At 66.8% G+C, this 25,648-nt stretch carries 31 protein-coding genes and 1 tRNA gene; 11 read left to right on the top strand and 21 right to left on the bottom strand.

The features are described 5' to 3' along the window. Window positions 1–5: 5 nt before the first annotated feature. Window positions 6–488, bottom strand: a complete 483-nt coding sequence (locus NUW81_RS07910; RefSeq protein ID WP_245112178.1) for a hypothetical protein — start codon at window positions 486–488, stop codon at window positions 6–8. A gap of 1 nt (window position 489) precedes the next feature. Then, window positions 490–2,148, bottom strand: a complete 1,659-nt coding sequence (locus tag NUW81_RS07905; protein WP_245112177.1) for an NAD+ synthase — start codon at window positions 2,146–2,148, stop codon at window positions 490–492. Between the two features lie 101 nt (window positions 2,149–2,249). On the opposite strand from NUW81_RS07905, the gene NUW81_RS07900 reads away from it, so the two are divergent. Next, window positions 2,250–3,182: a ribose-phosphate pyrophosphokinase gene (locus NUW81_RS07900; RefSeq protein WP_245112176.1), complete on the top strand. Its 933-nt coding sequence runs from the start codon at window positions 2,250–2,252 to the stop codon at window positions 3,180–3,182. Here NUW81_RS07900 and NUW81_RS07895 read toward each other — a convergent pair. Beyond that, window positions 3,179–3,610 carry a hypothetical protein gene (locus tag NUW81_RS07895; protein WP_245112175.1) on the bottom strand — a complete coding sequence of 144 codons (432 nt, stop codon included), beginning with the start codon at window positions 3,608–3,610 and terminating at the stop codon, window positions 3,179–3,181. The two genes, NUW81_RS07900 and NUW81_RS07895, sit on opposite strands and share 4 nt — an antisense overlap. Window positions 3,611–3,838: 228 nt before the next feature. Here NUW81_RS07895 and rpmI point away from each other — a divergent pair, with 228 nt between their 5' ends. Continuing rightward, window positions 3,839–4,039, top strand: a complete 201-nt coding sequence (rpmI, locus tag NUW81_RS07890) for a 50S ribosomal protein L35 (protein ID WP_245112174.1) — start codon at window positions 3,839–3,841, stop codon at window positions 4,037–4,039. Window positions 4,040–4,060: 21 nt separating this feature from the next. Then, window positions 4,061–4,429, top strand: a complete 369-nt coding sequence (gene rplT / locus NUW81_RS07885) for a 50S ribosomal protein L20 (RefSeq protein WP_245112171.1) — start codon at window positions 4,061–4,063, stop codon at window positions 4,427–4,429. Window positions 4,430–4,484: 55 nt separating this feature from the next. Here the strand turns inward: rplT and NUW81_RS07880 are convergent, their stop codons facing one another. After that, window positions 4,485–5,387 carry a DUF5996 family protein gene (locus NUW81_RS07880; protein ID WP_245112169.1) on the bottom strand — a complete coding sequence of 301 codons (903 nt, stop codon included), beginning with the start codon at window positions 5,385–5,387 and terminating at the stop codon, window positions 4,485–4,487. Between the two features lie 61 nt (window positions 5,388–5,448). On the opposite strand from NUW81_RS07880, the gene pheS reads away from it, so the two are divergent. Continuing rightward, complete coding sequence (gene pheS / locus NUW81_RS07875; RefSeq protein WP_245112167.1) at window positions 5,449–6,525, top strand: phenylalanine--tRNA ligase subunit alpha; 1,077 nt, start codon at window positions 5,449–5,451, stop codon at window positions 6,523–6,525. Next, complete coding sequence (gene pheT / locus NUW81_RS07870) at window positions 6,522–8,972, top strand: phenylalanine--tRNA ligase subunit beta (protein ID WP_245112165.1); 2,451 nt, start codon at window positions 6,522–6,524, stop codon at window positions 8,970–8,972. Before pheS ends, pheT begins: the two co-directional genes overlap by 4 nt. An 8-nt stretch (window positions 8,973–8,980) precedes the next feature. Here pheT and NUW81_RS07865 read toward each other — a convergent pair whose 3' ends face one another. The 4 genes from NUW81_RS07865 to ftsE are packed head-to-tail and all read right to left on the bottom strand — an operon-like array spanning window position 8,981 to window position 11,781. After that, a complete protein-coding gene (locus tag NUW81_RS07865) occupies window positions 8,981–9,691 on the bottom strand; it encodes a lysophospholipid acyltransferase family protein (protein ID WP_245112163.1) in 711 nt (236 codons plus the stop codon). Window positions 9,692–9,694: 3 nt separating this feature from the next. Continuing rightward, window positions 9,695–10,228 (bottom strand): YdcF family protein, encoded by a 534-nt coding sequence (locus NUW81_RS07860; RefSeq protein ID WP_245112161.1) that lies wholly within the window; start codon window positions 10,226–10,228, stop codon window positions 9,695–9,697. After that, entirely contained in the window at window positions 10,225–11,079 is an 855-nt protein-coding gene (locus tag NUW81_RS07855) for a cell division protein FtsX (RefSeq protein WP_245112158.1), read from the bottom strand. Before NUW81_RS07855 ends, NUW81_RS07860 begins: the two co-directional genes overlap by 4 nt. Continuing rightward, complete coding sequence (gene ftsE, locus NUW81_RS07850) at window positions 11,080–11,781, bottom strand: cell division ATP-binding protein FtsE (protein WP_245112156.1); 702 nt, start codon at window positions 11,779–11,781, stop codon at window positions 11,080–11,082. It abuts the gene before it with no gap. Window positions 11,782–11,895: 114 nt separating this feature from the next. Between ftsE and NUW81_RS07845 the strand changes: the two genes are divergently transcribed. From NUW81_RS07845 to NUW81_RS07835, 3 genes are all read left to right on the top strand, one after another. Continuing rightward, on the top strand, window positions 11,896–12,759 hold the full coding sequence (locus NUW81_RS07845; RefSeq protein WP_245112155.1) for a zinc-ribbon domain-containing protein: 864 nt from the start codon (window positions 11,896–11,898) through the stop codon (window positions 12,757–12,759). A gap of 89 nt (window positions 12,760–12,848) precedes the next feature. Further along, window positions 12,849–12,935, top strand: a tRNA-Leu gene (locus tag NUW81_RS07840). An 81-nt stretch (window positions 12,936–13,016) separates the two neighbouring features. Beyond that, window positions 13,017–14,045, top strand: coding sequence for a TIGR00341 family protein (locus NUW81_RS07835; RefSeq protein WP_245112154.1), 1,029 nt, complete (start codon window positions 13,017–13,019; stop codon window positions 14,043–14,045). A 4-nt stretch (window positions 14,046–14,049) separates the two neighbouring features. On the opposite strand, the gene NUW81_RS07830 is transcribed toward NUW81_RS07835, so the two are convergent. Continuing rightward, window positions 14,050–14,874, bottom strand: a complete 825-nt coding sequence (locus tag NUW81_RS07830; protein ID WP_245112153.1) for a universal stress protein — start codon at window positions 14,872–14,874, stop codon at window positions 14,050–14,052. 98 nt (window positions 14,875–14,972) lie between these two features. Here NUW81_RS07830 and msrB point away from each other — a divergent pair, with 98 nt between their 5' ends. Next, window positions 14,973–15,374, top strand: a complete 402-nt coding sequence (gene msrB, locus NUW81_RS07825; protein WP_245112152.1) for a peptide-methionine (R)-S-oxide reductase MsrB — start codon at window positions 14,973–14,975, stop codon at window positions 15,372–15,374. 49 nt (window positions 15,375–15,423) lie between these two features. After that, window positions 15,424–17,544 carry a transglycosylase domain-containing protein gene (locus NUW81_RS07820; RefSeq protein ID WP_245112151.1) on the top strand — a complete coding sequence of 707 codons (2,121 nt, stop codon included), beginning with the start codon at window positions 15,424–15,426 and terminating at the stop codon, window positions 17,542–17,544. Here the strand turns inward: NUW81_RS07820 and NUW81_RS07815 are convergent. Together NUW81_RS07815 and NUW81_RS07810 are read right to left on the bottom strand one after the other, a co-directional pair. Continuing rightward, window positions 17,512–18,213: a M48 family metallopeptidase gene (locus NUW81_RS07815; protein WP_245112148.1), complete on the bottom strand. Its 702-nt coding sequence runs from the start codon at window positions 18,211–18,213 to the stop codon at window positions 17,512–17,514. The two genes, NUW81_RS07820 and NUW81_RS07815, sit on opposite strands and share 33 nt — an antisense overlap. Continuing rightward, the gene (locus NUW81_RS07810; RefSeq protein WP_245112145.1) at window positions 18,203–18,640 is read right to left on the bottom strand and encodes a YcgN family cysteine cluster protein; all 438 of its coding nucleotides are present in this window, start codon (window positions 18,638–18,640) and stop codon (window positions 18,203–18,205) included. Before NUW81_RS07810 ends, NUW81_RS07815 begins: the two co-directional genes overlap by 11 nt. A gap of 57 nt (window positions 18,641–18,697) precedes the next feature. Between NUW81_RS07810 and NUW81_RS07805 the strand changes: the two genes are divergently transcribed. After that, window positions 18,698–19,318: an ankyrin repeat domain-containing protein gene (locus NUW81_RS07805; RefSeq protein WP_245112144.1), complete on the top strand. Its 621-nt coding sequence runs from the start codon at window positions 18,698–18,700 to the stop codon at window positions 19,316–19,318. 4 nt (window positions 19,319–19,322) lie between these two features. Here NUW81_RS07805 and NUW81_RS07800 read toward each other — a convergent pair whose 3' ends face one another. The 10 genes from NUW81_RS07800 to NUW81_RS07755 all read right to left on the bottom strand — a co-directional run bounded on the left by NUW81_RS07800 (window position 19,323) and on the right by NUW81_RS07755 (window position 25,387). Continuing rightward, window positions 19,323–19,790 (bottom strand): MmcB family DNA repair protein, encoded by a 468-nt coding sequence (locus tag NUW81_RS07800; RefSeq protein WP_280638881.1) that lies wholly within the window; start codon window positions 19,788–19,790, stop codon window positions 19,323–19,325. Between the two features lie 65 nt (window positions 19,791–19,855). After that, complete coding sequence (locus NUW81_RS07795) at window positions 19,856–20,542, bottom strand: cell wall hydrolase (RefSeq protein WP_245112142.1); 687 nt, start codon at window positions 20,540–20,542, stop codon at window positions 19,856–19,858. A gap of 166 nt (window positions 20,543–20,708) precedes the next feature. Beyond that, the gene (locus NUW81_RS07790; protein WP_245112141.1) at window positions 20,709–21,053 is read right to left on the bottom strand and encodes a DUF1491 family protein; all 345 of its coding nucleotides are present in this window, start codon (window positions 21,051–21,053) and stop codon (window positions 20,709–20,711) included. After that, a complete protein-coding gene (locus tag NUW81_RS07785; RefSeq protein WP_245112140.1) occupies window positions 21,050–21,526 on the bottom strand; it encodes a PaaI family thioesterase in 477 nt (158 codons plus the stop codon). Before NUW81_RS07785 ends, NUW81_RS07790 begins: the two co-directional genes overlap by 4 nt. Beyond that, complete coding sequence (locus NUW81_RS07780) at window positions 21,507–21,971, bottom strand: PTS sugar transporter subunit IIA (protein WP_245112139.1); 465 nt, start codon at window positions 21,969–21,971, stop codon at window positions 21,507–21,509. Before NUW81_RS07780 ends, NUW81_RS07785 begins: the two co-directional genes overlap by 20 nt. Window positions 21,972–22,029: 58 nt before the next feature. Beyond that, window positions 22,030–22,596 (bottom strand): ribosome hibernation-promoting factor, HPF/YfiA family, encoded by a 567-nt coding sequence (gene hpf / locus NUW81_RS07775; protein WP_245112135.1) that lies wholly within the window; start codon window positions 22,594–22,596, stop codon window positions 22,030–22,032. Window positions 22,597–22,652: 56 nt separating this feature from the next. Beyond that, window positions 22,653–23,363, bottom strand: coding sequence for a DNA polymerase III subunit epsilon (dnaQ, locus tag NUW81_RS07770; protein ID WP_245112132.1), 711 nt, complete (start codon window positions 23,361–23,363; stop codon window positions 22,653–22,655). Between the two features lie 7 nt (window positions 23,364–23,370). Then, a complete protein-coding gene (gene coaE / locus NUW81_RS07765) occupies window positions 23,371–23,964 on the bottom strand; it encodes a dephospho-CoA kinase (RefSeq protein ID WP_245112130.1) in 594 nt (197 codons plus the stop codon). Then, the gene (locus tag NUW81_RS07760; RefSeq protein ID WP_245112127.1) at window positions 23,961–24,815 is read right to left on the bottom strand and encodes a shikimate dehydrogenase family protein; all 855 of its coding nucleotides are present in this window, start codon (window positions 24,813–24,815) and stop codon (window positions 23,961–23,963) included. Before NUW81_RS07760 ends, coaE begins: the two co-directional genes overlap by 4 nt. Next, window positions 24,812–25,387: a Maf family protein gene (locus NUW81_RS07755; protein ID WP_245112125.1), complete on the bottom strand. Its 576-nt coding sequence runs from the start codon at window positions 25,385–25,387 to the stop codon at window positions 24,812–24,814. The genes NUW81_RS07760 and NUW81_RS07755 overlap by 4 nt, the downstream gene beginning before the upstream one ends. Between the last annotated feature and the right edge of the window lie 261 nt (window positions 25,388–25,648).

Raw genomic sequence — 25,648 nt, 5'->3', positions numbered from 1 at the left:
CGCCATCAACCCTCGGACGAGGCCTCGTCCACGGTCGCCGCCGGACGCGCGAGGCGCAGCGTGCCGCCGGGGCCCGAGATCATCAGCTCGTGGCCGGTGTCGGCAAGGATGTTCGACTGCGGCACCACTTCCTCGATCAGCAGTTCGCCATCGGTCTGCGGGCGACCGCAGCCGCTGGTGTCCTTGCCGAGGAATTCGGGGGCGATCATATTGCCTTCACGGTTGAGCGCGAAGTTCATCGTCACGCAGGTCGAATTGACCGTCATGCCGCCCTCGCCGTCGAAGGTCGCGATGGCGGGGAAGACCGACGGCAGCTTCACGCTGTTATGCGCGATCACCTGCCACTCGCCCGACAGGTCGATCGCGGGCGCGGCGGCCTCTTGGTCGAGCGCTGCCTCTTCCTCGACGTCATTCTCGGGCGCGTCGGCATCGCCGCAGGCAGCGAGCATCAGCGGCAGGGCAAGGCCAAGGGCGATCAGTTTCTTCATCTTATCTTCCGGTCCTGAAAAAGTTGGTCATGGGGTAGCGGCGATCGCGCCCGAAGTTGCGGCTGCCGATCTTCACCCCGATGGGCGCCTGGCGGCGCTTGTATTCGGAACGCAGCAGGAGCTTCTCGATATCCGCGACGAGCGCTTCGTCCGCGCCCGTCTGCCGCGCGGTCTTGGCGACGCTATTCTCTTCCTCGACGAGGCTCTCGAGGATGCGATCGAGCAATTTGTAGGGCGGCAGGCTGTCCTCGTCCTTCTGGTCGTGGCGCAGTTCGGCGGTCGGCGGCTTGGTAATGATGTTCATCGGCATGACCGGCCCCTCGGGCCCCTTGCCGAGACGCGGCTTGTGGCGGTTGCGCCAGCGCGACAACGAGAAACAGGTCGTCTTGTAGGCGTCCTTCAGCACGTTGTAGCCGCCCGCCATGTCGCCATAGAGGGTGGCATAGCCCACGCTCATCTCGCTCTTGTTGCCGGTGGTCAGCAGCATCGGCCCGAACTTGTTCGACAGCGCCATCAGCATGACCATCCGGAGCCGCGACTGGATATTCTCCTCGGTGGTATCGGCCTCGCGCCCCTCGAAGCTCGGCCCGAGCATCTCGTGGAGCGCATCGGTGCCCGGCAGAATCGGGATGATGTCATAGCGGCAGCCGAGCATCTCGGCGCAGGCCTTGGCATCCTCGAGGCTTTCCGAACTGGTGTAATCGCTCGGCAGCATGACGCACCATACGCGGTCCGCGCCCAGCGCGTCGACCGCGACCGCCGCCGACAGCGCGCTGTCGATCCCGCCCGACAGGCCGAGGATCACGCCCGGGAAGCCGTTGCCGTCGACATACTCCTGCAATCCGACCATCATCGCGTGGTAGACATCCTCGGGATAGGGATCGAGCGGGGTCTTCTCGCCGTCGGCGCACACCCAGCCGTCCTCGGTCTTCTCCCAGTCGGTGAGGACCATCTTCTCGTCCCAGTCGGGCAGCTGGACGGCGATGCCCCCGCCCGTGTTCACGACGAAGCTCGACCCGTCGAAGGCCAATTCGTCCTGCCCGCCAACGCGGTTCAGATAGGCCAGCGGCAGGCCGGTCTCGTTGACCCGCTCGCGCACCATCCGCTGGCGCGTCTCGTCCTTGTGCAGCTCATAGGGACTGCCGTTCATGACGAGCAGCATCTCGGCGCCCGCGTCGGACAGGTAATCGCTCACCTTTTCCAGCCAGATATCCTCGCAGATCGGCAGGCCGAGCTTCACCCCGTTCCATTCCACCGGCTCGGGCAGCGGGCCCGGCTCGAAGATGCGATGCTCGTCGAAGGTGCCGTAATTGGGCAGCTCGTGCTTGGCGCGCCACGCGGCGATCCCGCCCTTCTCGGCGAGGAAGACCGCATTGTAGAGCGCGCCGTCATGCTCGTGGATCGACCCGAAGATGATCGGCGGGCCGCCATCGGCGGTGGCATCGGCGACATCCTCGTTCGCTTCCATCGCGCGGCGCACGAAGGCGGGCTTCATCACGAGGTCCTCGGTCGGATAGCCGGTGACCTGCATCTCGGGAAACATGACGATGTCGGCGCCCGCGTCGGCCGCCTTCCTCCGCCACTCGAGCATCCGCTCGACATTGCCGGCAAGGTCGCCGACCCTCTGGTTCATCTGGCACAGCGCGAGGCGAAATTTCATCCGGCCCGCTTAAGCCGCATTTCGGGCACTCACAAGGTTGTGCTTCCTGTCTTCACCCCGCTAAGAAACCGTCACATCTTCTTCATGGGGGTTCCCAGCGCATGAAACTGCTCGCCGGCAATTCGAACCAACCGCTCGCCAAGGCGATTGGCGACTATCTCGAACTCCCCCTCGTCGAGGCCAGCGTCAAACGCTTCGCCGACGAGGAGATCTTCGTCGAGGTCCATGAGAATGTCCGCGGGCAGGACATGTTCGTCATCCAGTCGACAAGCTACCCCGCCAACGACAACATGATGGAATTGCTCATCATGATCGACGCGCTCAGGCGCGCCTCGGCCAAGCGGATCACCGCGGTGCTCCCCTATTTCGGCTATGCCCGGCAGGACCGCAAACCCGGCCCCCGCACGCCGATCTCGGCCAAGCTCGTCGCCAATCTCATCACGCAGGCGGGCGCCGACCGCGTGCTGACGATGGATCTCCACGCCGGCCAGATCCAGGGCTTCTTCGACATCCCGACCGACAACCTGTGGGCCGCGCCCGTCATGGCTGCCGACATCCAGGCGCGTTACGGCGACAAGAAGATCGCGGTCGTCTCGCCCGACGTCGGAGGCGTGGTCCGCGCGCGCAGCCTCGCCAAGCGGCTCGACAACGCCCCGCTGGCCATCGTCGACAAGCGCCGCGAACGCGCCGGCGAAAGCGAAGTCATGAACATCATCGGCGAGGTCGAGGGCCATGCCTGCATCCTGATCGACGATATCGTCGACAGCGGTGGCACGCTCTGCAACGCCGCCGCCGCCTTGAAGGAACAGGGCGCGACCGACGTGATGGCCTATTGCACCCACGGCGTCCTCTCGGGCGCCGCCGAAGCCAAGGTCAACGCCAGCGTCCTCAACGAACTGGTCGTGACCGACTCGATCCATCACGAGGGCATGGGCGACAGCCAGAAGATCCGTACCCTCACCATCGCGCCCCTGTTCGGCGAAGCGATCAGCCGCATTGCCGATGAATCGAGCGTGTCGAGCCTGTTCGATTAGGCGCTGATCTGCTCCCAAACGTCTCTGAATGTCGAAATTGTGGGCTGCCTGACCGAAGCCCAGTTGTAATCAGCTACGTTGGAAAGCTCGGTGGCGATCGAGTTGCCGCTATTAAGGACGACGTCGTGGCCAGGTAGACCCGTCTCTTTATTGACGACAATCGTGTTAAGCGTTGGAAGGTCGTTGTAACGACAATATTCGCCTATCATCCAGAGCTGTCGGGTGAGAGTGCGCCCAGCTTGTGTCGGCTTTCCCATCACACCCGCTAACCGGCCATAAGTGATCTTCGATTTTTCCGGTGTCCCTTCGATTTGGTTCGTAGTCACTAAGCCGACCAAGATTTGCCAAATCTGCTGGGCCTGAGCCCAGATGCGATCTCCATCCCCGTAAAACGCAACGTCTTTAAAATGAAATTCTTGAGCGCCCACCGAATTTCCCCTTCTGCATTATTTGTGCTGTTTTGCACGTCTAATGCGACTTAGATCAATTCGATCATATGTCAAGCGCGGATTAGCTTGCAGAATCGGTGCGCCCTCGCTAAGTGCGCGCCTGATCTTCCAAATCATTGGAAATCCGACCGGTCCGGCCACCTAGGCTGCCGTGGCAGGTCGAAATCGTCGTCGCGCCGTCAGTCGCGACAACAAACGGAGACGAAAATGCCGAAGATGAAGACCAAGAGCGGCGTCAAGAAGCGCTTCAAGATGACCGCTTCGGGCAAGGTCAAGCACGGTGTCGCTGGCAAGCGCCACCGCCTGATCAGCCACAACGCCAAGTACATCCGCCAGAACCGCGGCACCGAAGTGCTGCCCGCCTGCGACGCCAAGCGTCTCAAGCAGTGGGCGACCTACGGGCTCTAAGGATCAGGAAGGATATAGACTATGGCACGCGTCAAACGTGGTGTGACCACCAAGGCCAAGCATAAGCGGATCCTCAAGGAAGCCCGCGGTTATTACGGTCGTCGCAAGAACACCATCCGCATCGCCCGTCAGGCCGTCGAAAAGGCCGGCCAGTACGCTTACCGCGATCGCAAGGTGAAGAAGCGGACCTTCCGCGCCCTCTGGATCCAGCGCATCAACGCTGCGGTCCGCGCGGAAGGCCTGACCTACGGTCGCTTCATGCACGGCCTCAAGCTGTCGGGCATCGAGCTCGACCGCAAGGTCCTCGCCGACATGGCGATGCACGAAGCCGAGGCTTTCTCGGCGATCGTCGCGCAGGTCAAGAAGGCGCTTCCCGCCGAAGCCGCCTAAGCGGACCTGACCGAACAGACGAAGGCGTCGGAGCAACTCGCTCCGGCGCCTTTTTCTATGGCGCGACCGGCGCGCGCAGCAGCCCCGCCGGCCATCCGCCCAGCCGCGCCGCCAGCGCATAACTCTCCTCGAGAAAGGCGGCGAGCATCCCCTCGGGATCATCGGCGCCCCTCACCTCGGCATAGGGCAGCACCCATTCCGACAGCTCGTCCGACCAGCCGCCGACCGACAGCGATGCGTCCGCATAGCCCTCGGGCGAGGGATAGGCGTAGGCATAGAAGATCGGGTCCGCCCCCGCCGCCCCGCCACCCCAGAAGCCGGCGCTCGAAACCTCGTGGCTATAGGCCTCGCGGGTGATGCGGTCGGGCAGCCCCGGGATGCCGCCCGGATGGCGCGGCGCCTCGCGTCCCGAAAAGCGCGTCACGGCGAGATCGAAGCTGCCCCAGAAGAAATGCAACGGGGAGGACTTGCCGATGAAGCCGGCGCGATAGCGCTCGAACACGGGCAGCATCGCCACCAGCGCCTGTCGCAACCGCATCGCTGCATTCTCGTCATAGGGCAGCGGACGATCGTCACTGGCAAAGGGCACGGCATCCTCCACCTCGTTGGGCATGCCGTTGAAATCGTTCGGGAGCCCGTGCCGCCCGAGCATCGCGACCAGCGCGTCATGCATGTCGGCAATCGTCCCTTCGCCCAGCGGCACCCCATCGCGCGCACCATTGTCGGTGCTGAGCGCGATGGCATGGCTGCACAGGTCGAGCGCCAGCGTGAAGCGCCGCCCGCCCGCATCGATCGGCAAGGTGGCGAGCCCTTCGGCCGCCGGCTGCAACGCGATGTGCCAGCCGTGATTGGTCCACGGACTGTTCGCCAGCTTCACCTTGCCGATCATCTGGCTGGCAAGATGCAGCCGCGCCCAGGTCGATCCGTCGCTTTCCGCGTCCAGTTCGGGCCAGTGCATGGGCTTAACCTCCTTGAAAATGCGGGTTGCAGACGGCAAGGCGGGCCGCGAAGGAAGAACCATGCCCGCACCTGATGAACTCGTAACGCTTTACAGCGACAAAGTGGCCAAGGCCGGCGATCTCGCCGCGCTTGACGCCATCCGTGTCGAAGCCCTCGGAAAGCAGGGGGAAATCACCCAGCTGCTGAAGACCCTCGGCAAGATGGACCCCGAAACCCGCAAGGTCGAAGGCCCGAAGATCCAGGGCGCCCGCCAGTCGGTCGCCGACGCCATCGAGGCGCGCAAGGACGCGCTCGAAGCGCAAGCCCTCGAGGCCCGCCTCGCGTCGGAGAAGCTCGACCTGTCGCTTCCCGTCGACCAGACCCCGCTCGGCAGCGTGCATCCGGTCAGCCAGGTGATGGACGAACTCTCCGAGATTTTCGCCGACATGGGTTTTGCCGTCGCCGAGGGTCCCGAGATCGAGGACGACTGGCACAATTTCGAAGCGCTCAACATTCCCGAGGCGCACCCCGCCCGCGCGATGCAGGACACCTTCTACGTCGCGACCGGCGAAGAGGGCGCCCCGCCGGTGCTGCGCACCCATACCTCGCCGGTGCAGATCCGCACCATGATGCGCGAGCAGCCGCCGATCCGCATCATCGCGCCGGGCCGCGTCTATCGCTCCGACAGCGATGCCACCCACACGCCGATGTTCCACCAGGTCGAGGGCCTCGTCATCGATCGCAACATCCACATGGGTCACCTCAAGTGGACGCTCGAGACCTTCCTCAAGGCTTTCTTCGAGCGCGAAGATATCGTGCTTCGCCTGCGCCCCAGCTACTTTCCCTTCACCGAGCCCTCGGCCGAGGTCGACGTCGGCTGGTCCGAGGTGAAGGGCCGCCGCGTCGTCGGCGGCTCCGAAGGCTGGATGGAAGTGCTGGGTTCGGGGATGGTCCATCCCAAGGTCATCGCCAATTGCGGGCTCGATCCCGATGAATGGCAGGGCTTTGCCTTCGGCTGCGGCATCGACCGCCTCGCCATGCTCAAATATGGCATGGACGATTTGCGCGCCTTCTTCGACGGCGACCTTCGTTGGCTCAAACATTATGGATTCGGCATGCTCGACACGCCCACCCTGTCGGCGGGAGTCGGCGCATGAAGTTCACCCTGAGCTGGCTGAAAGAGCATCTCGACACCGACGCCTCGGCCGAAGAGATCGCCGCTACCTTGACCGCCATCGGCCTCGAGGTCGAGGAGGTCACCAACCCCGCCGAAGCCATCCGGCCTTTCAAGGTCGCGAAGGTCCTCTCGGCCGAGCCGCATCCGCAAGCCGACAAGCTGCAGGTCCTGACCGTCGACAATGGCACCGAGCAGCTGCAGGTCGTCTGCGGTGCGCCCAACGCCCGTGAAGGGCTCGTCGGCGTCTTCGGCGGCCCCGGCACCTATGTTCCCGGCCCCGACTTCACACTCGGCAACGCCACCATCCGCGGCGTCGACAGCTTCGGCATGATGTGTTCGGCGCGCGAGCTCGAGCTTGGCGAGGACCATGACGGCATCATCGAGCTGCCCGCCGATGCCCCCGTCGGCCAGAGCTATGCCAACTATGCCCACCTCGACGACCCCGTTTTCGACGTGAATGTGCTCGCCAACCGGCCCGACTGCATGGGCGTCTACGGCATCGCGCGCGACCTCGCTGCCGCCGGCCTCGGCAGCCTCAAGCTGCCGACGACCGACCTCCTCCCCCACGGCGATGAAGAACCCTCGGTCGGCGTGACGATCGAGGAAGGTTCGGGCTGCCACGCTTTCTGGCGCCGCGAGATCCGCGGCGTGAAGAACGGTCAGAGCCCCGACTGGCTCCAGCGCCGCCTGAAAGCGGTCGGCCAGAAGCCGATCAGCGCGCTCGTCGACATCACCAACTATTTCACGCTCGACCAGGCCCGCCCGCTCCACGTCTATGACGTCGCCAAGCTGCAGGGCGATATCGTCGTGCGCCGTGGCCGCGGCGAGGCCGACAAGTTCATGGCGCTCAACGACAAGGAATATGAGCCGACCGAGCATGACATCGTCATTGCCGACGATCGCGGCGCGATCGGGCTGGGCGGCGTCATCGGCGGCGAGGCCACCGGTGTTGACGAGACCACCGACACAGTCCTTGTCGAAAGCGCCTGGTTCGACGCCGAGACCATCGCCAAGACCGGCCAGCGCCACAATCTCGTGACCGACGCGCGCATGCGCTTCGAGCGCGGCATCGACCCCGCCTCCACGAGCGAGGGCGTCGAGGATCCGGTGCGCATGATGATCGCCCACGCGGGCGGCGTCGCCTCGACCCCGCGCATCACCAACAACCTGCCGCGTGACGGCTATCCCTACATCCTCAACGTCGTGAGCTATCGCCCGCAGCGTCTCGAGGAACTGGCCGGCATCCAGCTGTCCGACGAAGAGCAGCTCGCCATCCTCGCGCGCCTGTCGATCTTCTCGACCGATGTCGACAGCCTTGTCGAGGACCATGAGGACGAAGCCGCCGCCCGCGCCGCCTATGAGGACGTCGCGCGCGAGGGCGCCTGGCTCCTCCACGTGCCGAGCTGGCGCCCCGACATCGAGGGCGAGAGCGACGTGGTCGAGGAAATCGCCCGTCTCCACGGCTTCGACAAGATCCCGACGACCGCCTTGCCGCGCGACTTCGGGGTCGCCCGTCCGACCGCGACGCGCGGCCAGGTCGCCGAGCGCCGCCTGCGCCGCACTGCCGCCGCGCGCGGGCTCCACGAGGCCATCACCTGGAGCTTCATCTCGGAGAAGCAGGCCGAGGCCTTCGGCGGCGGCGCGCATGTGCTCGCCAACCCGATCAGCGAAGACCTCAAGGTCATGCGGCCCTCGCTCCTGCCCGGCCTTGCCGCCGCGGCACGCCGCAACCTCGACCGCGGCCAGTCCTCGGTCCGGCTGTTCGAAATCGGGCGCCGCTACCTCGCCGACGGCGAGAAGCCGACCGCGACGCTGCTCCTCGTCGGCGAGGCGGCCCCGCGCGGCTGGCAGGCGGGCAAGGCGCGCGCCTTCACCGCCTATGACGCCAAGGCAGAAGCCTATGCGCTGCTCGATGCCGCGGGGGCCCCGACGGCCAACCTGTCGATCTTCGAGGGCGCTGGCGACGACTGGCACCCGGGTCGTTCGGCCTCGCTCGGTCTCGGCCCCAAGAAGATCCTCGCCCGCTTCGGCGAATTGCACCCCGCGCTCCTGAAGACGCTCGATCTGCCCGAGGGCAGCGTGGCGGCCGAGATCTATCTCGACGCCATCCCCGCGCCCCGCAACAAGGATCGCGCCCGCGCCGCTTATGCCCCGCCCGCGCTCCAGCCGGTCAGTCGCGACTTCGCCTTCATCGTGCCCGAGGGGCTGCAGGCCGCGCAGCTCGAGCGCGCGGTCGCCGGTGCCGAAAAGAAGCGGATCGTCGCGACCCGCATCTTCGACCGCTTCGAGGGCAAGGACGGACTGAGCCTCGCGATCGAGGTCACGCTCCAGCCGGGCGACAAGAGTTTTACGGAAGAAGAGCTCTCGGAAATCTCGCAGAAGATTGTGACGGCAGCCGAGGCAAAAGGCGCCAAGCTGCGCGGATAAAACCCGATCTACGCTTCGTCGCGCGGGGCCTGTTCCTCGGCGACGAAGCGGTTGATCGCCTCATACACTTCGCGCTCGATCTCGGCGCGGCTGAGGCCCGGCGGGATGATCTCGCCGACGTGGAAGCGTACGGTGCCGGCCTTCTTCACGAAGCCCTTGGGCCAGACGTGGATCGAATCATGCGCGATCGGGATCACCGGCATGCCGAGCATGCGGTAAAGCCCGGCAAAGCCCGAGCCGAGCTTGGGCGCGGCGCCCTCGGGCACGCGCGTGCCTTCGGGGAAGATGACGATGGGGCGACCGTCGGCCTGTGCCTTCTTGCCTTTCTTGACCATGTCGCGGAGCGCCTTGGCCCCCGCCGAACGGTCGACGCCGATCACCCCGAACACCCGCGTCACCCATCCCCACAGGGGCAGGTCGACCAGCTCCTGCTTCATCACCACGATCGGCGTGCGGGCAAAACGCAGCGTGTCGACTGCCTCGAGCATCGCGTGATGCTTCACCGCGATGAGATAGGCGCCCTCGGGCACCTCGCGGTTCCAGGTAAAGCGGATGCGCAGCACATATTTCATCAGCCAGCGGTGCAGCACGGCCCAGAAACGGACGACCGCCTGGAGCGGCTTGGTGCCGAATGGCGCGACGATGAGCGCGGTCACGCAGACGAGCACGGTGGCCGGATAGAAGATCAGCGCGAACAGGATGCTGCGGAGAAGGTCCATGCCCTAGAGCCCCACCAGCAGGCCGACGCGGCGCAGCACATATTTGTTATATTCGCCGAACAGCGTGAGCAGCGTGGGTTCGGTCCGCACCGCATCCTCGATCACCGTGACGTCATCGCCTAGCGTTTCGCGGAATTCGAAGGCGGCGCGGCGCATGTGCCAGTCGCTCGTCACCAGCATGATCTCGTCATAACCACCCGCATCGATCCACGCCTTGGCCTCCTCGGCGTTGGTCCGCGTGTCGACCGATTCCGACCCGATTGTGATGCAGCAGTCGAACAGGCGCTCGCGCCCGCCGGTCACCTCGACGAGGTCGGCCTGTGTCACCAGCGGGTCCGCGCCGGCGATCAGCAACCTGTCGGCGCGTTTCTCCTCGAGCCGCTCGATGCCCTGTTCGATCCGCCCGCTGCCGCCGGTCAGCACGACTGCGGCCTGCGCGCTGGCCTCGCCGGGCGCGGGTTGGCCGAGGCTCACCGCGAAGAGGATGAAACCGAGCGCGTAGAGCGCGACGACGAAAGAGAAGAGACGCAGGATCATGGTTCGCGCTTGAGATCGCGCAGGATCGTCGCGCGCGCAACCACATATGCGATGGCCGCCGCGATCGGCGCGAGGAGCAGGAGCAGGGCGAACTCGCCCCAGCCGACCAGCCGCGCCCCGCCGACGAGGAAGGAGAGGCTCTCGCCCCCCGTCCGCGAGATGGCGAAGAGGAGGAGGATGGCGAGCAGCGTGCCGAGCGTGCCGCCGACCAGCGCCTCGCGGGCGATACGGCGGTCGAACTGGCGCGCCACCTGCCCGTCGGTCGCGCCCATGCCGTGCAGGGTGCCGATCGTCGAGCGGTTGGCTGCCAGCGCCGCACGGGTGGCGAGCACTACCGCCGCGGCGGTGGCCAGCGCGATCGCCAGCACGAGGCCGAGCCCCGCCAGCGCCACGGCCTCGAGCGCGTTTAGCAGCGGCCCCAGCGTTTCCGCCTGCGCGGCCAGCCCCGCTTCCGGATATTCCTCGGCCAGTGCTTGGGCGAGTGATGCCCCGTCGCCCGCCATCTCGACCTCGACCAGCGCGGGCAGCGGCAGGTCGGCATCCTCGGCAGCAGGACCGAGCCATTGTTCGAGCAGCGCGTCGACCTCGGCCTGCGGCACGGCCTGCGCCGAGCGCACGCCCTCCTGCGCCGCGATGAAGCTTTCGAGCTCGGCCGCCTGCCCCGCGCCGCCCGGCAGTTGGACGACGAAATCGCCCGCGCTCGCCTGCTCGACCATGCGGCTGCCGTTGAACAGGGCGAGCCCTGCCGCGCCCGTCACGGTCATCACGAACAGCATGATGGCGAGGAGATAGCCGGTCGCGCCGGTGCCCTTGCCGCGCGTGCCGGGAAGGAGGTTGGTCTCGCGTGCCATCTAGGGCGCCTCCCGCCGCGGCGGGTTCCTGAGCGCCCCCGTCGGATCCTTCAGCGTGCCCTTGTCGAGCCGCAACAGCGTGGCGCCCGGCGTCTGCTTGACGAGCGACAGGTCGTGGGTGGCGACGAAGACCGTCGTGCCGAGCCGGTTCAATCCGCTGAACAGCGACAGGAGGCGTCCGGCCATCTCGGCATCGACATTGCCGGTCGGCTCGTCGGCCACGAGGAGGTCGGGCTTGCCGATCACCGCGCGGGCAATGGCGACGCGCTGCTGTTCGCCCCCCGACAGCGTCGGCGGGCGGGCGCCGGCGCGGTCCGACAGGCCGACCCAGTCGAGCATCTCGCCGACCGGCCCGGCGATTTCCTCCTCGTCATGACCCATGATCCGGAGCGGGAGCGCGACATTGTCATAGGCCGACAGCTCGTTGACCAGCCGGAAGTCCTGGTAAACGATGCCGATCCGCCGCCTGAGCGCGGGCAACGCGCTGCGGGGCAGGTCCATGATATCCTCGTCGAACAGCATCAGCCGCCCGCGCGTCGGTTTCTGCGCCAGGTAGAGGAGCTTGAGGAGCGAGGTCTTGCCCGCCCCCGAGGGTCCGGTGAGATAGTAGAAGCCGCCCTTGGCGAGCTTGAAGTCGAGGTCGTGGAGAACTTCGGCGCCGGTGCCATAGCGCAGCCCCACATGGTCGAAGGCGGCGATCATTGCCCGCGCTCCTTTCGCCGCGCCGCACCAACGACCCGACTCCCCCGATAACCGCCAAAACTTGCCATCCGCGCCATGTTGCGCTTTGTGCGTTAAAAGTCGAGTAGGGAAACCATGATCCTCACCTGTCCCGCCTGCGCGACGCGCTACAATGTCAAAGCGGGGGCCATCCCCCCCGAAGGGCGCACCGTGCGCTGCGCCAATTGCGGCCACAAATGGCACGCCGAACCCGAAGAGGCGCCCGCCGACGCGGTGCCCGCGCCCGAGCCGGTCGCGTCGCCGCCGCCCCCGCCGCCCGTCACCGAGCCCGAGACCGCTGCGCCGGTCGAAACGCCGCCGGTCCCCGAGGAAAGCGAGGTCGCGCCGCCGCCCCCCGTTCCCGAGCCCGAGCCCGTCCTCCATGACGAGCCGGTCGAGCCCGAGGTGCGCGCCGAGGCCGAGGAACAGGCCGCCCACCAGGAAGAAGCGATCGCCGAGCAACATGTCGGCGACCCCTTCGACCATGAACCCGAGATCCACGACATCGGCTTCACCGGTATCGAGGATGCGGACGAGCCCGAGGCGAAAAACCGCCGCTGGATCTGGCTGTTCCTGCTCGTCGCCCTGCTCGCCGCGCTCGTCGCCGCCGCCGCGGTGTTCGCGCCGCCGCAGTGGAAGGACCAGCTCGGCCTCACCGCCGCCGCGCCGGCGAGCGAGACCCCGCTCGACCTCATCCTCACGAGCCAGAGCCGCGAGAAGCTCGAGAGCGGCAACGACTTCCTTTCCTTCGGCGGGCGGGTCGTGAACAGCTCGACCGAACAACAGGACGTGCCGCCAATCCGCGTCGAGCTCGTCGACGAGGCCGGCGCGGTCGTCGCCAGCTGGACGATCCCGCCCCCCGCCGAGCAGCTCGACCCCGGCGAAAGCGCCAGTTTCAACAGCGCCGAGGCCGACATTCCGCCGAGCGCGCGCGACCTCGTCGTGACCTTCGCGAAATAGCGCGCAATTCGTCCTTGCACGGGTGCGATTCGCCTGTTAGAGGGCGCGCCTTACCAGCGTGGATCGCTTCGATCCGCGATGCTCCGGGTGCGGTCGTGGCGGAACTGGTAGACGCGCAACGTTGAGGTCGTTGTGGCCGAAAGGCCGTGGAAGTTCGAGTCTTCTCGACCGCACCATTTTCCTCCCAAAGCTGCCGATCGGGGTATGATGGCTTTTTGCCGCCCCCGCGCTTATCCTTGCCCCGCGAAGGGGAAGCGATGACGGCACGCATCGTCGAGATCTACCTGCCCGAAGCCGAGGCGCCCGCGCTCGAAGCCGTGCTCGCGCGGCACAGCCGCCGCTTCTGGCGCGAGGTCGTCCCCGGCCCCCTCGAGAAATACAGCTGCATCGTCCAGCAGCGTTATACCGAGCGCCTTCTCGACGAGCTCGAGGCGCGCTTCGGCGCGCTGCCCGACTTCACCGCCCATGTAGCGCGGCTCGAGGCAGTGTTGCCCTCGGTCGAGGAAAATGCCGCCAGCGCGCTCCCGCTCGATCCCGACCTGCGCCCGCCGACCGCGCTCGAGCGCTTCTTCAGCCGCGACCGGCTCAGCACCGACGAGCTCTACGCCGACATTCGCGAGAGCCTGCGGCTGCGCCCCGCCTACCTGCTGACCGTAACCCTGTCGGCGATCATCGCCGCGCTCGGCATGCGCTCGAGCCAGACCGCGGTGGTCATCGGCGCGATGGTCATCGCCCCGCTGCTCGGCCCCACCCTCGGGCTCGCGCTCGCCGCCACCGTTGGCAATGCCCGTATCGGGCGGCGGGCGGCGACGACGCTCGCCGCCGGTTCGCTCTGCGCCATACTCGCCGGCGTCCTCGTCGCGCAATTCGTCAGTTTCGATCCCTTCACCCCCGAGCTTCTCAACCGCACCCTCGTCCAGCCTGCCGACGTCGCGCTCGCGCTCGCCTGCGGGGCGGCGGGCGTGCTCGCCTTCAGCCAGGGCGCTTCACTGGCGCTGGTGGGGGTGATGATCGCGGTCGCGCTGGTGCCGCCGCTGGCCGCTGCGGGGCTCTATGCCGGGGCGGGCTATGCAGCAGCGGGGGCGAGCGCGATCTTCCTTTTCGCCGTCAATCTCACCTGCGTGAACGTGGCGGGGATCCTCACCTTCCTCCTCCAGGGCCTCCCGCCCAAGAACTGGCGACTGACGGGCGGCATCCTGTCGATCTGGGTCGGGCTCCTTGTCCTGCTCACCGCGAGCATCGCGGGCCGCATCGTCCTCGACCTCGGCCCGCTCGGCACCTTCTGACGCCTCAATGCGCGACGAGCAGCGCCACGGGGCTCGAGCGCAGGAGGCTGCGCGTCACCCCGCCGAACATATATTCCGACAGGCGGCGGTGGCCGTAGCCGCCGATGACCAGCAGCCGCGCGCCGACATTGGCGACCTGGTCGCGCAGGAGGTCGGGCACTGCCTCATTGTGCACCCGCTGTTCGCGATAGTCGGCGGTGATGCCGTGCCGCGACAGATATTCAAGCAGGTCGGTGGCGGGAAAATCCGCCTCCTCGCGGTCGGTCGCCGAGCGTCCCGACACCACCACCACTCGGGCCGACAGGCGCAGGAGCGGCAGCGCCCCGCGCACCGCATTGGCGGCCTCGCGACTGCCGTTCCAGCCGATCACGACCGGCTCGAACGGGTCGAAGCGCGGTCCCGCTTCGCACGGCACCAGCATTGGCGCACTGCTGTGCATGAGGAGATGGGCGACGGTGCCGATCGAGCGGTTCTCTCCCGCCTTGCCCACCGGATCGCGCGCCACCACGAGGAAGTCGGCGAGCGTGGCATGGGCGGCGAGGCTGCGTACCCGGGTCGCCTCGAGGTGGAGATATTCCCAGCTCACGTCCTCGTTGCCGAGTTCGGCCTCGACCGCCTCGCGGGTCGCCCGTTCGGCATCGGCGAGCGTGGCAAGGATGCTCGGCGTCACATGGACCGCGCCGAAACTGTCGACCACCCCGAAGGCGTGGGTGGGTGAGGCGTGGAGGCAGCGCAGGTGCCCATCGATGGCGCGGGCCGCCGCGAGCGCGGTCTCGAGCCGCAGCGTCAGCAACCGGTCGCCGACCACATGGACGAGGATCGTATACACGCACCGCCTCCTGCCGTTTTCCTGCCCGGCATGATACGCCTTGACGCTCGCCCCGACAATTCGGGCAACAAAGCCAGTGGCTGGGAGGTTTGGACATCATGGCCGACAAGCATCTTACCGACGCCGAATGGCGTGACCGGCTCAGCCCCGAACAATATCGCATCCTGCGCGAGGGCGGGACCGAGCCCCCTTTCTCTGGTGCGCTCAACGACGAGAAACGCCCCGGCACCTTCCGCTGCGCTGCCTGCGGGGAAAAACTGTTCGAAGCCGGGAGCAAATATGATTCCGGCTCGGGCTGGCCCAGCTTCACTGCCCCAGCGGGTGCCGACAAGATCGACGAACGGTCGGACAGCTCGCACGGAATGGAGCGCGTGGAAATCCGCTGTTCAGCCTGTGGCGGGCATCTAGGGCATGTGTTTCCCGACGGCCCTGGTCCGACGGGGCTGCGCTACTGCGTCAATTCCGCGAGCCTCGATTTCGAGCCCGAAGGCGAGGACTGACGACTAGCCGCTTGCCCCGCGTCGCAGCCCGTCTTACTCCCGAGGCCCAATGACTGTCCGGAAAATCGCCTTCCGCATCGCCAAGTGGGGTGCCGCGCTAGCCGCCCTCGGCGTCCTCGCGCTCGGCATCGCCGTTTTCATCGCCTACCAGTCGCTTCCGAGCTACGAGGAACTGCGCACGCGCGGCGACCTCGGCCAGACGATCCGCGTCCGCGCCGCCGACGACAGCATCCTCGTCTCGATGGGACCGAGCTTCGGTCGATGGCTCGATTACGAGCAGATCCCGGGCGTGATGAAGGAAGCGATGGTCGCGGTCGAGGATCGCCGCTTCCGCTCGCACCCCGGTGTCGACCCGATCGGCATCGCACGCGGCATGTGGGTCTCGCTGAAGGCGGGTGACGGCTTCGGCGGCGCGCGCGGCGTCTCCACGATCACCCAGCAGGTCGCGCGCAACATCTTCCTCACGCCCGACCGCAACTTCGTGCGTAAGGCGCGCGAGGGCGTCATCGCGCTCGCGCTCGAACAGAAATTCTCGAAAGACCAGATCCTCGAGCTCTACCTCAACCGTGTCTATTTCGGCGGCGGCGCCTATGGGATCGATGCCGCCTCCAACACCTTCTTCGGTCATCCCGCGACCGACATGAGCCTCGGCGAGGCGACCATCATCGCCGGCCTCGTCAAGGCGCCGTCCAACTATTCGCCGACCGCCGACCCCGAGGCCGCGCGCGGCCGCGCCGGCGTCGTCCTCGATTCGATGGTCCGCTACGGCTTCGTCTCGGCGCAGGAAGCCGCGATGGTCGACCCCGCCGAGATCAAGATCGAGAAGCCCACGGGCGGCAACGCCTCGCGCTATTTCGTCGACTGGGCGCTGCCGCAGCTTGATACGCTCATTCGCGAGACCTCCGATGCGATCGACGTCTACACCACGCTCGATCCCAAGATGCAGCAGTGGGCGTCGGACTCGATCAATGCCCATGCCCCCGGCGGCGCACAGGGCGCACTCGTCGCCATCGACCGCGACGGCGCGGTGCGCGCGCTCATCGGCGGCAAGGACTATGTCGATTCGATCTACAACCGCGCCACCGTGGCCAAGCGCCAGCCCGGCTCCTCCTTCAAGCTGTTCGTCTACCTGACCGCGCTCGAACGCGGGCTGCGGCCCGACGACATGGTCATGGACGAGCCGGTCACCATCGGCGACTGGAGCCCGCGCAATTCGAACCGTACCTATCTCGGCGCCATCACGCTGCGCGAGGCCTTTGCCCGTTCGGTCAACACGATCAGCGCGCAGATCGGGCAGGAAATGGGCTTCGGCACCATCGCCTCCATGGCCAACCGCTTCGGCGTCTCGGACCGCATCGACCCCTATCCCTCGATGGTGCTCGGCACCAACGAGGTGCGGCTCATCGACATGACCCGCGCCTATGCCAACGTGGCGCGCGGCGGCGTCTCGCTGCCGCCCTATGCGATCCGCAAGGTCGTCACCGCCGATGGCCGCCTGCTCTACAGCCACGAGCCCGCCGCGCCGCGCGTCCTTGTCGCGCCCTGGGTCGCGCAGGACATGACCGATCTTCTCCAGACCGGCGTGATGAGCGGCACCGGCCGCGCCGCCAATCTCGGCCGCCCGACGGCGGGCAAGACGGGCACCACCCAGTCCAACCGCGACGGCTGGTTCATCGGCTTCTCCTCGGGGCTCACCACCGGCGTGTGGATGGGCAATGACGACAACCGTCCGGTCAGCGGCCTGCAAGGCGGCACCGCGCCCGCGCGCGCCTTCCGCGACTTCATGTCGAAGGCCGTCGCCAACCGTCCGGTCGAATCCTTCGACATTCCCGGCGAACTGCCCGACTGGCAGCTCGAGCCCGACGAGGAAGCGTGGATGGAGGGCGATCCGCTGCTCGATCCCTACGGCATGCCGGTCGAGACCGACCCGCTCGCGCCGCTTCCGAACGACGATGCGCTCGCCCCGGTCGACGAGGATTGGCTCGACGACGTGCTGCGCCGCGACGGCGAGCGCGAGGATCCGCTCGCCCGCCCGGGCCAACAGCCACAGCGCCCCCAGCCGCCGCGCCAGCCGGCCCAGCCGCGCGACAATATGGATGTGATCAGGGTCGAGCCGCTGGCCCCGCCGCCCGAGCCCTCAGGCCCCGACCAGCCGCAACCCCGGCGCTAGCGCCCGCAGCGCCGCGCGCGCGGCCTTGGCATCACCTTCGTAAATGGCGTCCTGCACCGCGTGGAAAGCGGGCGAGTGATCCATGTGGATGCGGTGCGCGACCTCATGCGCGGCGACATAGCGGCGTAGCGGATCGGGCACGAGCACCAGCCGCCACGAGAAACGGATGCTCCCACTGGCCGAACAACTGCCCCAGCGGCTTTTCGCATCGCCGACCGACACACTGCTGACACGGACGCCCGCCTTTCCGGCATAATAAGCGACATCGTCCGACAGCAGCCGCCGCGCTTCCTCGCGCAGGAAGGTTTCGACCCGCCGCGCGAAGCCGTCGGCAGGCCCGCCAACCAGCAGCGCACCATCGTCGAGGACTGGGCGGCGCGGCGCATCGGGTGCGTGGCGCAGGAGCAATTCCTCGCCGCGAAAGGGGATGGTCGTTTCCGGTGCGAAGGATCGGGCCTCGGGCCGCCCCGCGCGCTGCCGCTCGATCCAGCCCGCCTCGCCGCTCGCCCAGGCCAGCGCCGCACGTGCCGATCCCCGTTTCGGGAGCACCAGCCGCACGCGGTCCCGCGCCGCGTCATAGCGGAGCGAGAAACGCCGCGCCCGCGCGTGGCGGACGAGATCGACCGCGATCGGCGGGTCGAGCGTGTCGATCAGCGCCTCAGAGGGCACGGTCGACGAGATGATGTTCGATATCGCCGGCCTCGTCCTCGCTGACAGTCCAGCCGCGTGTCGATTCGCCCGCGCGGTGCACCGCTTCGGGATCGCCGCTGATCAGATAGTGCCACGCCGGCAGCGGCTTGCCCTCGGCGCGCAGGCGATAGGCGCAGGTCGTCGGCAGCCAGCGCGTCTCGGGCACCGCCTCGGCGGTCAGCTGGAGGCAGTCGGGCACATGGGCCTTGCGGTCGCCATAGTCGGTGCAGCGCCCCGTTTCGGTGTCGAGCAGGCGGCACGCCACGTTGGTCGCATAATAGGCCCCGGTGTCGGCGTCCTCCGCCTTGTGCAGGCAGCAGCGCCCGCACCCGTCGCACAGCGCTTCCCACTGTCCGGCGTCGAGTTCGCGCAAGGGCTTTTCCCAGAAGGGTTTTTTGCTATTCATTGGCGCGACCTTGGGCGGCGACGCCCGCATCTTCAAGTCGAAAAGGTGGTTGTTCCCATGTCCCGTACGCTCTTCGCCGCGATGGCCGGCCTCGCCCTTCTCGCTACCCCCGCCGTTGCTTCGGCGCAGGGTCTGTCGGACGGCGAAAGCTTCGTTTCGGCGGTGCGCAAGGCCGACACCGGCAAGGCGTTCGAACTGCTCGACAACAACGATTTCCGCTCGATCAACTATCGCAGCGTGACCGGCGAGACCGCGCTCCATGTCGCGCTCGACAACAAGCGGCCGGGCTGGACCAGCCTGCTGCTGCAGCGCGGCGCCGATGCCAATATCAAGCGCGGTGACGGGATGCCCCCGCTGATGATCGCGACCGAGCGACAGGACCTGAAGAGCGTCGAGGCCCTCCTGCGTGCCCGCGCCCGCCCCAACGCCACCAATCGCGCCGGCGAGACCGCGCTGACGCTGGCGGTGCGCCTGCGCAACAAGCCGATCATCGAAGCGCTGCTCGAGCGCGGCGCGGATGCCGACATCGCCGACAGTTCGGCCGGCCTCAGTGCGCGCGACTATGCGCGCCGCGACAGTCGCAATCCCGACATCCTCGCGATGATCGAGGCAGCCGAGCGCAAGTCCGAGGAAGAAAAGGAAGAAGAGGGCCTGCAGTTCGGCCCCATCCTGCGCTGACGCCCTAGCGTTCGTCGCCGAGGCTGGGGTCGAGCCCCGCTGCCAACCGCCGCGCCGCGCGCCGCGCGAAGCGGGCCGTCTCGGCCTTGCGCCGCGCCGGTGCCAGTGCATCCTCCGCCGCCTCGCGCCGGATCGCCGCGTCATAACGGTCGGCGACGATCAGCCCCGACAGGTCGGGGAGATAATCCTCGCCATCGCAGATGGCGGCGAGGTCGGGCGTCACTGCCCAGTAGAAGCGGTCGCAATAGTCGAGATAGTCGCGCCACTTTGCGTCGGTGGTGAGGTCGGCCCTGGCCACCTTCACCTCGACGATCACCAGCTTGCCCTTCGAATCGAGCCCCATGAGGTCGGCACGCCGTCCGTTGGGCAGCGGCACTTCGCAGATCATGAAGGTCGAGGCCCGGGCGAAAAGCCGCGTCACCCCGCGCGCCACGTCGAGCGCGACAGGCGGCGAATCGGAAAGGCAGTCCATGACGGTCATCCTAGCCGCCATGAGAACAAAAGGCGACCATCTGGTCGCCTCCTGCGCTTCAGTGCCTAGTGATACTGGTAGAAGATGTGGTTGCCGATGGCGCCCATGCGCTTCAGCCGCCAACGCGGGCTGACATAATTGGCATGGAAGAAAAGCGCCTCGCCCATCTCGGTACCTGCATGGCCCGCATCGGCGATGCGCGCCACCGCCACCGCGGTGCGCCAGGCACGGCTGTCGCGGTTGGGCTGCGGGATGCGGCCACCGCGCACGAAGCTGAACTGGCGGTGCTGCTTGATCACCGCGCAATAGCTGTCGGGAAAACGATGATGGTCGGCGCGGTTGAGGATGACCTCGGCCACCGCGAGCTGGCCGTCGAGCGGTTCGCCGCGGGTCTCGAAATAGACCGCGCGCGCAAGGCAATCCATCTGCTCGTTACGCGGGTTCACGCCCGCATGCTGCGCCACGAGGGTGGGAAGGTCGAGGGGAACCTCGGCTTCGACCGTTTCGGCCAGTTCATCCGCCTCGGAGGCGGTCAGCGCATCGAACGCCGCTTCGTCGCCGCTCAGCAAATCGCCCTGTTCGAGGAGGCCTTCGGTCGCGGGGACCGTCACCTCGGGCAGTGCCACCACCGGGACCAGCGCGGAGCCGACGACCGGCAGGCTGGCAAGGTTGGGCACGTCGCGCGCGGGAGCGACCTGGGTGGTCGCGGTCGCCGCAAGCGCAAAGGCGGCAATTCGAAGACTGGCTTTCATCCCTATCCCGGTACTGGCGGTGCGCTTGCTGTTTCGGGAGCCGGACGCCGATGCGTCCGCACGAAAAAACTACCCGAAAAGCTTGCAACCCCGTCTGCGTGATGCGTGCTGAATGCCGCACCCTCCGCTCAATTCCCGGCGCCAATGTACGCTAAAAATGGCAAAATCAAGAAATGAAAATGGTTTCTTTCCGAAAAGACTCGGCGTCCGGCAGGTCGAGTTCCACGATCCAGAGGTCGGGGTCATATTGACGACGCTTTGACAGAAAGCCTTGCAATTCAATGGGATCGGTCAAATCGGACGGCCCGATATCGGCCCATTCATATGTCCCCGAGCGGGACAGTTCGCGGCCGAGGCAAAAACGGGTGTTTCCGCGCTCGAGCAGCAGGATGAGCAGCGATCCGCGCTCCTCATCACCCTTTTGCAACAGCATCCCCATCCCGCCCTGCGACTCTGCCGCGCGCATCAGCGCCCGCGCTTCGAGCCCGGCGGGAAGGCGCTCGCCCGTCACTCGCTGCGGTAGCCGTCGAGCCCGGCCAGCGCGATGCGGCTGCGCATGAAGGTGCCGGTGCCGCGCGCACATTCCTCGCCCTCGGCATCGACGATCCGCGCTTCGGCGACGAGGACGCGGCGCTTGCCGGAGATCCAGGTGCCCTCGGCAACTGCGGGACCCGCGGCCATCGGCCGGGTGAAATGGAGGTTGAAGGCGGTGGTCAGGAGGAAGCGGTCACTGACCAGCCCGTTGGCCGCGAAAAAGGCGGCATCGTCGAGCATCTTGAAATAGACCGAGCCATGCGCGGCGCCCGCGGCGTGAAAGTGGCGTTCCTCGACGGTAAAGTCGATCCGCGCCTTGCCCGCCTCGGCGAGTGTCAGCCTGGAGATGAAACGGTGGTTGATCGGCGCGGCGGCATAAAGCTGCTCGAGCCCGCGCAGATGCGCCTCGAGCCCGCTCGGATGCGCCCCCTCAGGCAGCGGTGCGTTCATCGCAGCTCATCAACACCGCGTTGAAGGCATCGCGGTCGCGCGCGCCGCGCAGCCGCTCGACGGTGGCGCCGTCGCGCACCGCGCGGCTCACCGCCGCAAGCGCGCGCAAGTGCTCGGCACCTCGGTCGATCGGCGACAGGAGGCAGAAGAGGAGGTCGACGGGCATCTTGTCGATCGCCTTGTAATCGACCGGCTGGTCGAGCCGGAGGACGAGGCCGTGTACCTTGTCGAGCCCGGCGATCTTGCCGTGCGGGATGGCGATGCCGCCACCGAATCCGGTGCTGCCGAGGCGCTCGCGCTCGATCAGCGCATCGACGACGCGCGCCGGCTCGATGCCGAGCTTCAGGCCCGCGAGCTGCCCCATCTGCTGGAGCAACGCGCGCTTGTCCTTGGCAGCCACGTCGAGACGGATCGACGACAAGTCGATGAAATCACTCAAATTCATCACAATACTCTTTTGCCCTCCCTGGCGGGGGGCTCCTTAACGCGGATAAATGCTTTTGTCAGCCTCGGCCGGGTTCGACCCATCCGATGGTGCCATCGTCACGCCGATAGACCATGTTCAATTCATCCGATTGGCTGTTCCTGAACATCAGCGCATTGGCGTTCCTGAGGTCGAGCATCATCACCGCATCACCGACGCTCGCCTTGGGGATGTCGGTATGTGTCTCCGCGACGATCGCGGGCGAGTCGCTGGCCGGCGTCTCGTCGTCATTGCCGATCTCGAGGACGCGATATTCGGCTTCGGCCGGCAGTTCCTGCATCGGTTCCGAGCGGCGCTCGCGCAGCCGTTCGGCATAGCGCTTGAGCTGGCGTTCGATCTTGTCGGCGGCGCCCTCGAAGGCGATGTGCGCATCCCCGGCCCGGTTCGAGGCCTTGAGGACGTGACCATTGGTCACCGGGGCGACGATATCGCAGCGGAACTGGTCATGAGGAGCGCGTCCGAAGGTCACGTTGGCGGCCACGGCCCGCGAAAAATACTTCTCGGTCATCGTCTCGATCCGATCCGCCACATGATCCTGCAGGGCGGCTCCGGTATCGACCTGGTGGCCGGCGACACGGATTTCCATGCGCTTCCTCCTCTTATATGCCCGCCAGGTTCGCGCGGCGGGACTTCCGCTTTTGCCTAGCTGGTCACTCCCACGCTGTTCCACAACGGGTCGGCCATCTTGGCGATGAAATTACGATGTGCTTCGGCTTCTTGTTCCGTCGGTGCATGCGGGCGCGGTGGACGGGCCGCGCGGGCCGGTTCGGGCGCCGCGACCGCAACTGCGATCGGCGCCGCTTCTGAAGCGATTTCGGCGGGGTCGAGCCCCAGTCCGATCTGCCGCCCGCCGGTCAGCTCGATATAGACCTGCGCCAAGAGTTCGGCGTCGAGCAGCGCGCCATGCTTGACGCGCGCCGAGCGGTCGACGCCGAAGCGGCCGCACAGCGCATCGAGGCTGTGCTTGGCGCCCGGAAACTTGCCGCGCGCGATGACCAGCGTGTCGACCATGCGGCTCATGCACACGGCCTCGCGCGCGCACAGGCCGAGTTCGTTGTTGAGGAAGCCGAAGTCGAAGCTGGCATTATGCGCGACCAGCGGGTCGCCGCCGATGAACTCGAGCAGTTCCTCGACCTTGTCGCGGAACAAGGGCTGGCCCGAGAGGAATTTCTCCGACAGGCCGTGCACCGCCTCGGCTTCGGACGGCATCGAGCGTTCGGGATTGAAATAGGCGTGGAAGGTGCGGCCGGTCTCGACCCGCCCGATGAGTTCGACGCAACCGATCTCGACCATGCGGTCGCCCCCCGCGGGCGACAGGCCCGTGGTTTCGGTATCGAAGACGATTTCACGCATGCCGATCTTATGCGCCTTGGCCGAGGCCGAGGCAAGCGAGGATCGCCTCGACTTGTCGCTCGCTATCCTCGAGCGAGCCGCTCGTATCGATGACATGGTCGGCGCGGGCGCGCTTTTCCGCGTCGGGCAGCTGCCGGGCACGGATGGCGGCGAATTTTTCAGGGGTCATGCCGGGGCGCGCCAGCACGCGCTTTTCCTGGACCTCGGGGGGTGCCGACACGGTGATGACCGCGTCGAACTGCCCCTCACCGCCGGTTTCGAACAGCAGCGGGATGTCGAACAGGAGCGCGGGACGGTCGCCATGCTCGAGGATGAAACGGGTGCGTTCATGATGGACTGCGGGGTGCACCAGCGCCTCGAGCCGCGATAGCTTGTCGGGGTCGCCAAGCACCACTTTCGAGAGCGCATCGCGATCGACCCCGCCCTCCCCGGTGGTGCCGGGGAACATGCGTTCGATCTCGGGGACCAGCGCCCCGCCCGGCCCCTGCAACCGGCGCACCACCGCATCGGCATCGAAGACGGGGACGCCGCGCTGTTCGAACATGGCCGCGACGGTGGACTTGCCCATGCCGATCGAGCCGGTGATGGCGAGCTTCTTCATGCACGCAGCTTTTCGAACAGGGCGGCGTCATCCTCGCGGCGAGGCGGCTGGCCGAAGAAGAGCTCGAAGCTCGAGGCGGCCTGTTCGACGAGCATGTCGATGCCGTCGATGATCCCGAGCCCGCGCTTTTTCGCGGCGCGAAGCAATTCGGTCTCGACGGGCGCCGACACCATGTCGAAGACCCAGCCTTCGGGGACCAGTTTCGACACGTCGCAATTGAGACAATCATGCCCGACCATGCCGAGCGGGGTGGCATTGATGATGCCGTCGCCCGCGGGACGCACATCGAGCGGAACGGGTTCGTAGGCGAGCCCGAACTGCACCGCGAGCTGCACCGCCTTCTGGACGTCGCGGGCATGGATGACGATGCCGGTCAGACCGAGCGAGGCCGCCGCCACGAGCACCGCGCGCGCCGCGCCGCCCGTGCCATAGAGATGGAGACGCGCCATCGGCCGTCCCGCCTCGTGGAGACTGGCAAGGATGAGCATCACCGCGCCGACATCGCTGTTGCCCGCGATGATCTTGTGATCGCGGGGCACGAGCATGTTGGCGGCGCCCGTCGTCACCGCGCGGTCGGTCGCCTCGTCGGCGATCCGGATCGCCTCGAGCTTGACCGGCATGGTGACATTGCAGCCGAGCCAGGCGGGATCGCCGCGTTTCTCGGCGAGATAGGCCTCGAGCCCGTCCTTGCCGACGCGGGCGCGCCGATAGTCGGCGGCCAGCCCGAGCTCGTCGAGCCAATGCCGGTGGATGAGCGGCGATTTCGACTGCTCGATCGGGTCGCCGATCACTTCGGCATATGCACCGTCGGGAAGCGGCGGCGGTTCTTGCTGTTGGTCCTTTTCGCTCATCGCGTCATCAACCCCCGCTCCCTGAGCGCCCCGAGCAGCGGCAAGAGCGGCATGCCGAGGATGGTGAAATAGCTGCCCTCGATACTGTCGAACAAATTCACCCCCGGCCCCTCCATCCGGAAGACGCCGACGCAATAGGAAACCTCGGGCCATTCGGCGGCGAGATATTCCTCGATAAAGGTGTCCGACAGGTCGCGGACCTGCAGCCGCGCGCTCTCGCCGTGGATCCAGTCGACCGCGCCGCCCTTGGCGAGCGCCACCGCGGAGGACAACTGCATCACCTTGCCCGAGAAGAAGCGCAAATGCTCGGCCGCCTGTTCGCGGGTGGCGGGTTTGTCGAAGAGGCGGCCCTCGACCGACACCACGCTGTCCGAGCCGATCGCATAGCCCTCGACATCGACCGATTGCGCCTTCGCTTCGGCTAGCCGCACCGACAAGGTCTCGCCATCGCCCATATGGCGCGCCTTGATGACATCCTCGTCGACCGCGGGTTTCATCACATCATAGGTGACGCCCGCCTGGTCGAGCATGGCCCGCCTGATCGGGCTCGTGGAGGCAAGGATGAGGCTCATGGGCACCGTTCTGTGGAAAAGTCTGTGGTCGGGACTAGCGCGAAAATGTGAGCCGCTGCAATCGGGCCATCGGCCCCCGCATCTACTGAATCTTTGCTAGGTTCTTTCCACAGCCGCCACGCCGAAAATGAATCCTGTGGATAGCGGGAATGATTCTGCGAGATTCAGAGAGTGAATCATCGAAGCGCTGAATCACCCTCCGCTGTTGGCAAAAGCGGTATCCCCGCCTAAATCCCGCTGCCAAGCGGCCAATCACTTACT

Origin of the sequence: Sphingomicrobium aestuariivivum (genome assembly GCF_024721585.1) — a bacterium.
GTDB classification, from domain to species: Bacteria; Pseudomonadota; Alphaproteobacteria; order Sphingomonadales; family Sphingomonadaceae; genus Sphingomicrobium; species Sphingomicrobium aestuariivivum.
This window is presented reverse-complemented; position numbering and strand designations above follow the sequence as displayed.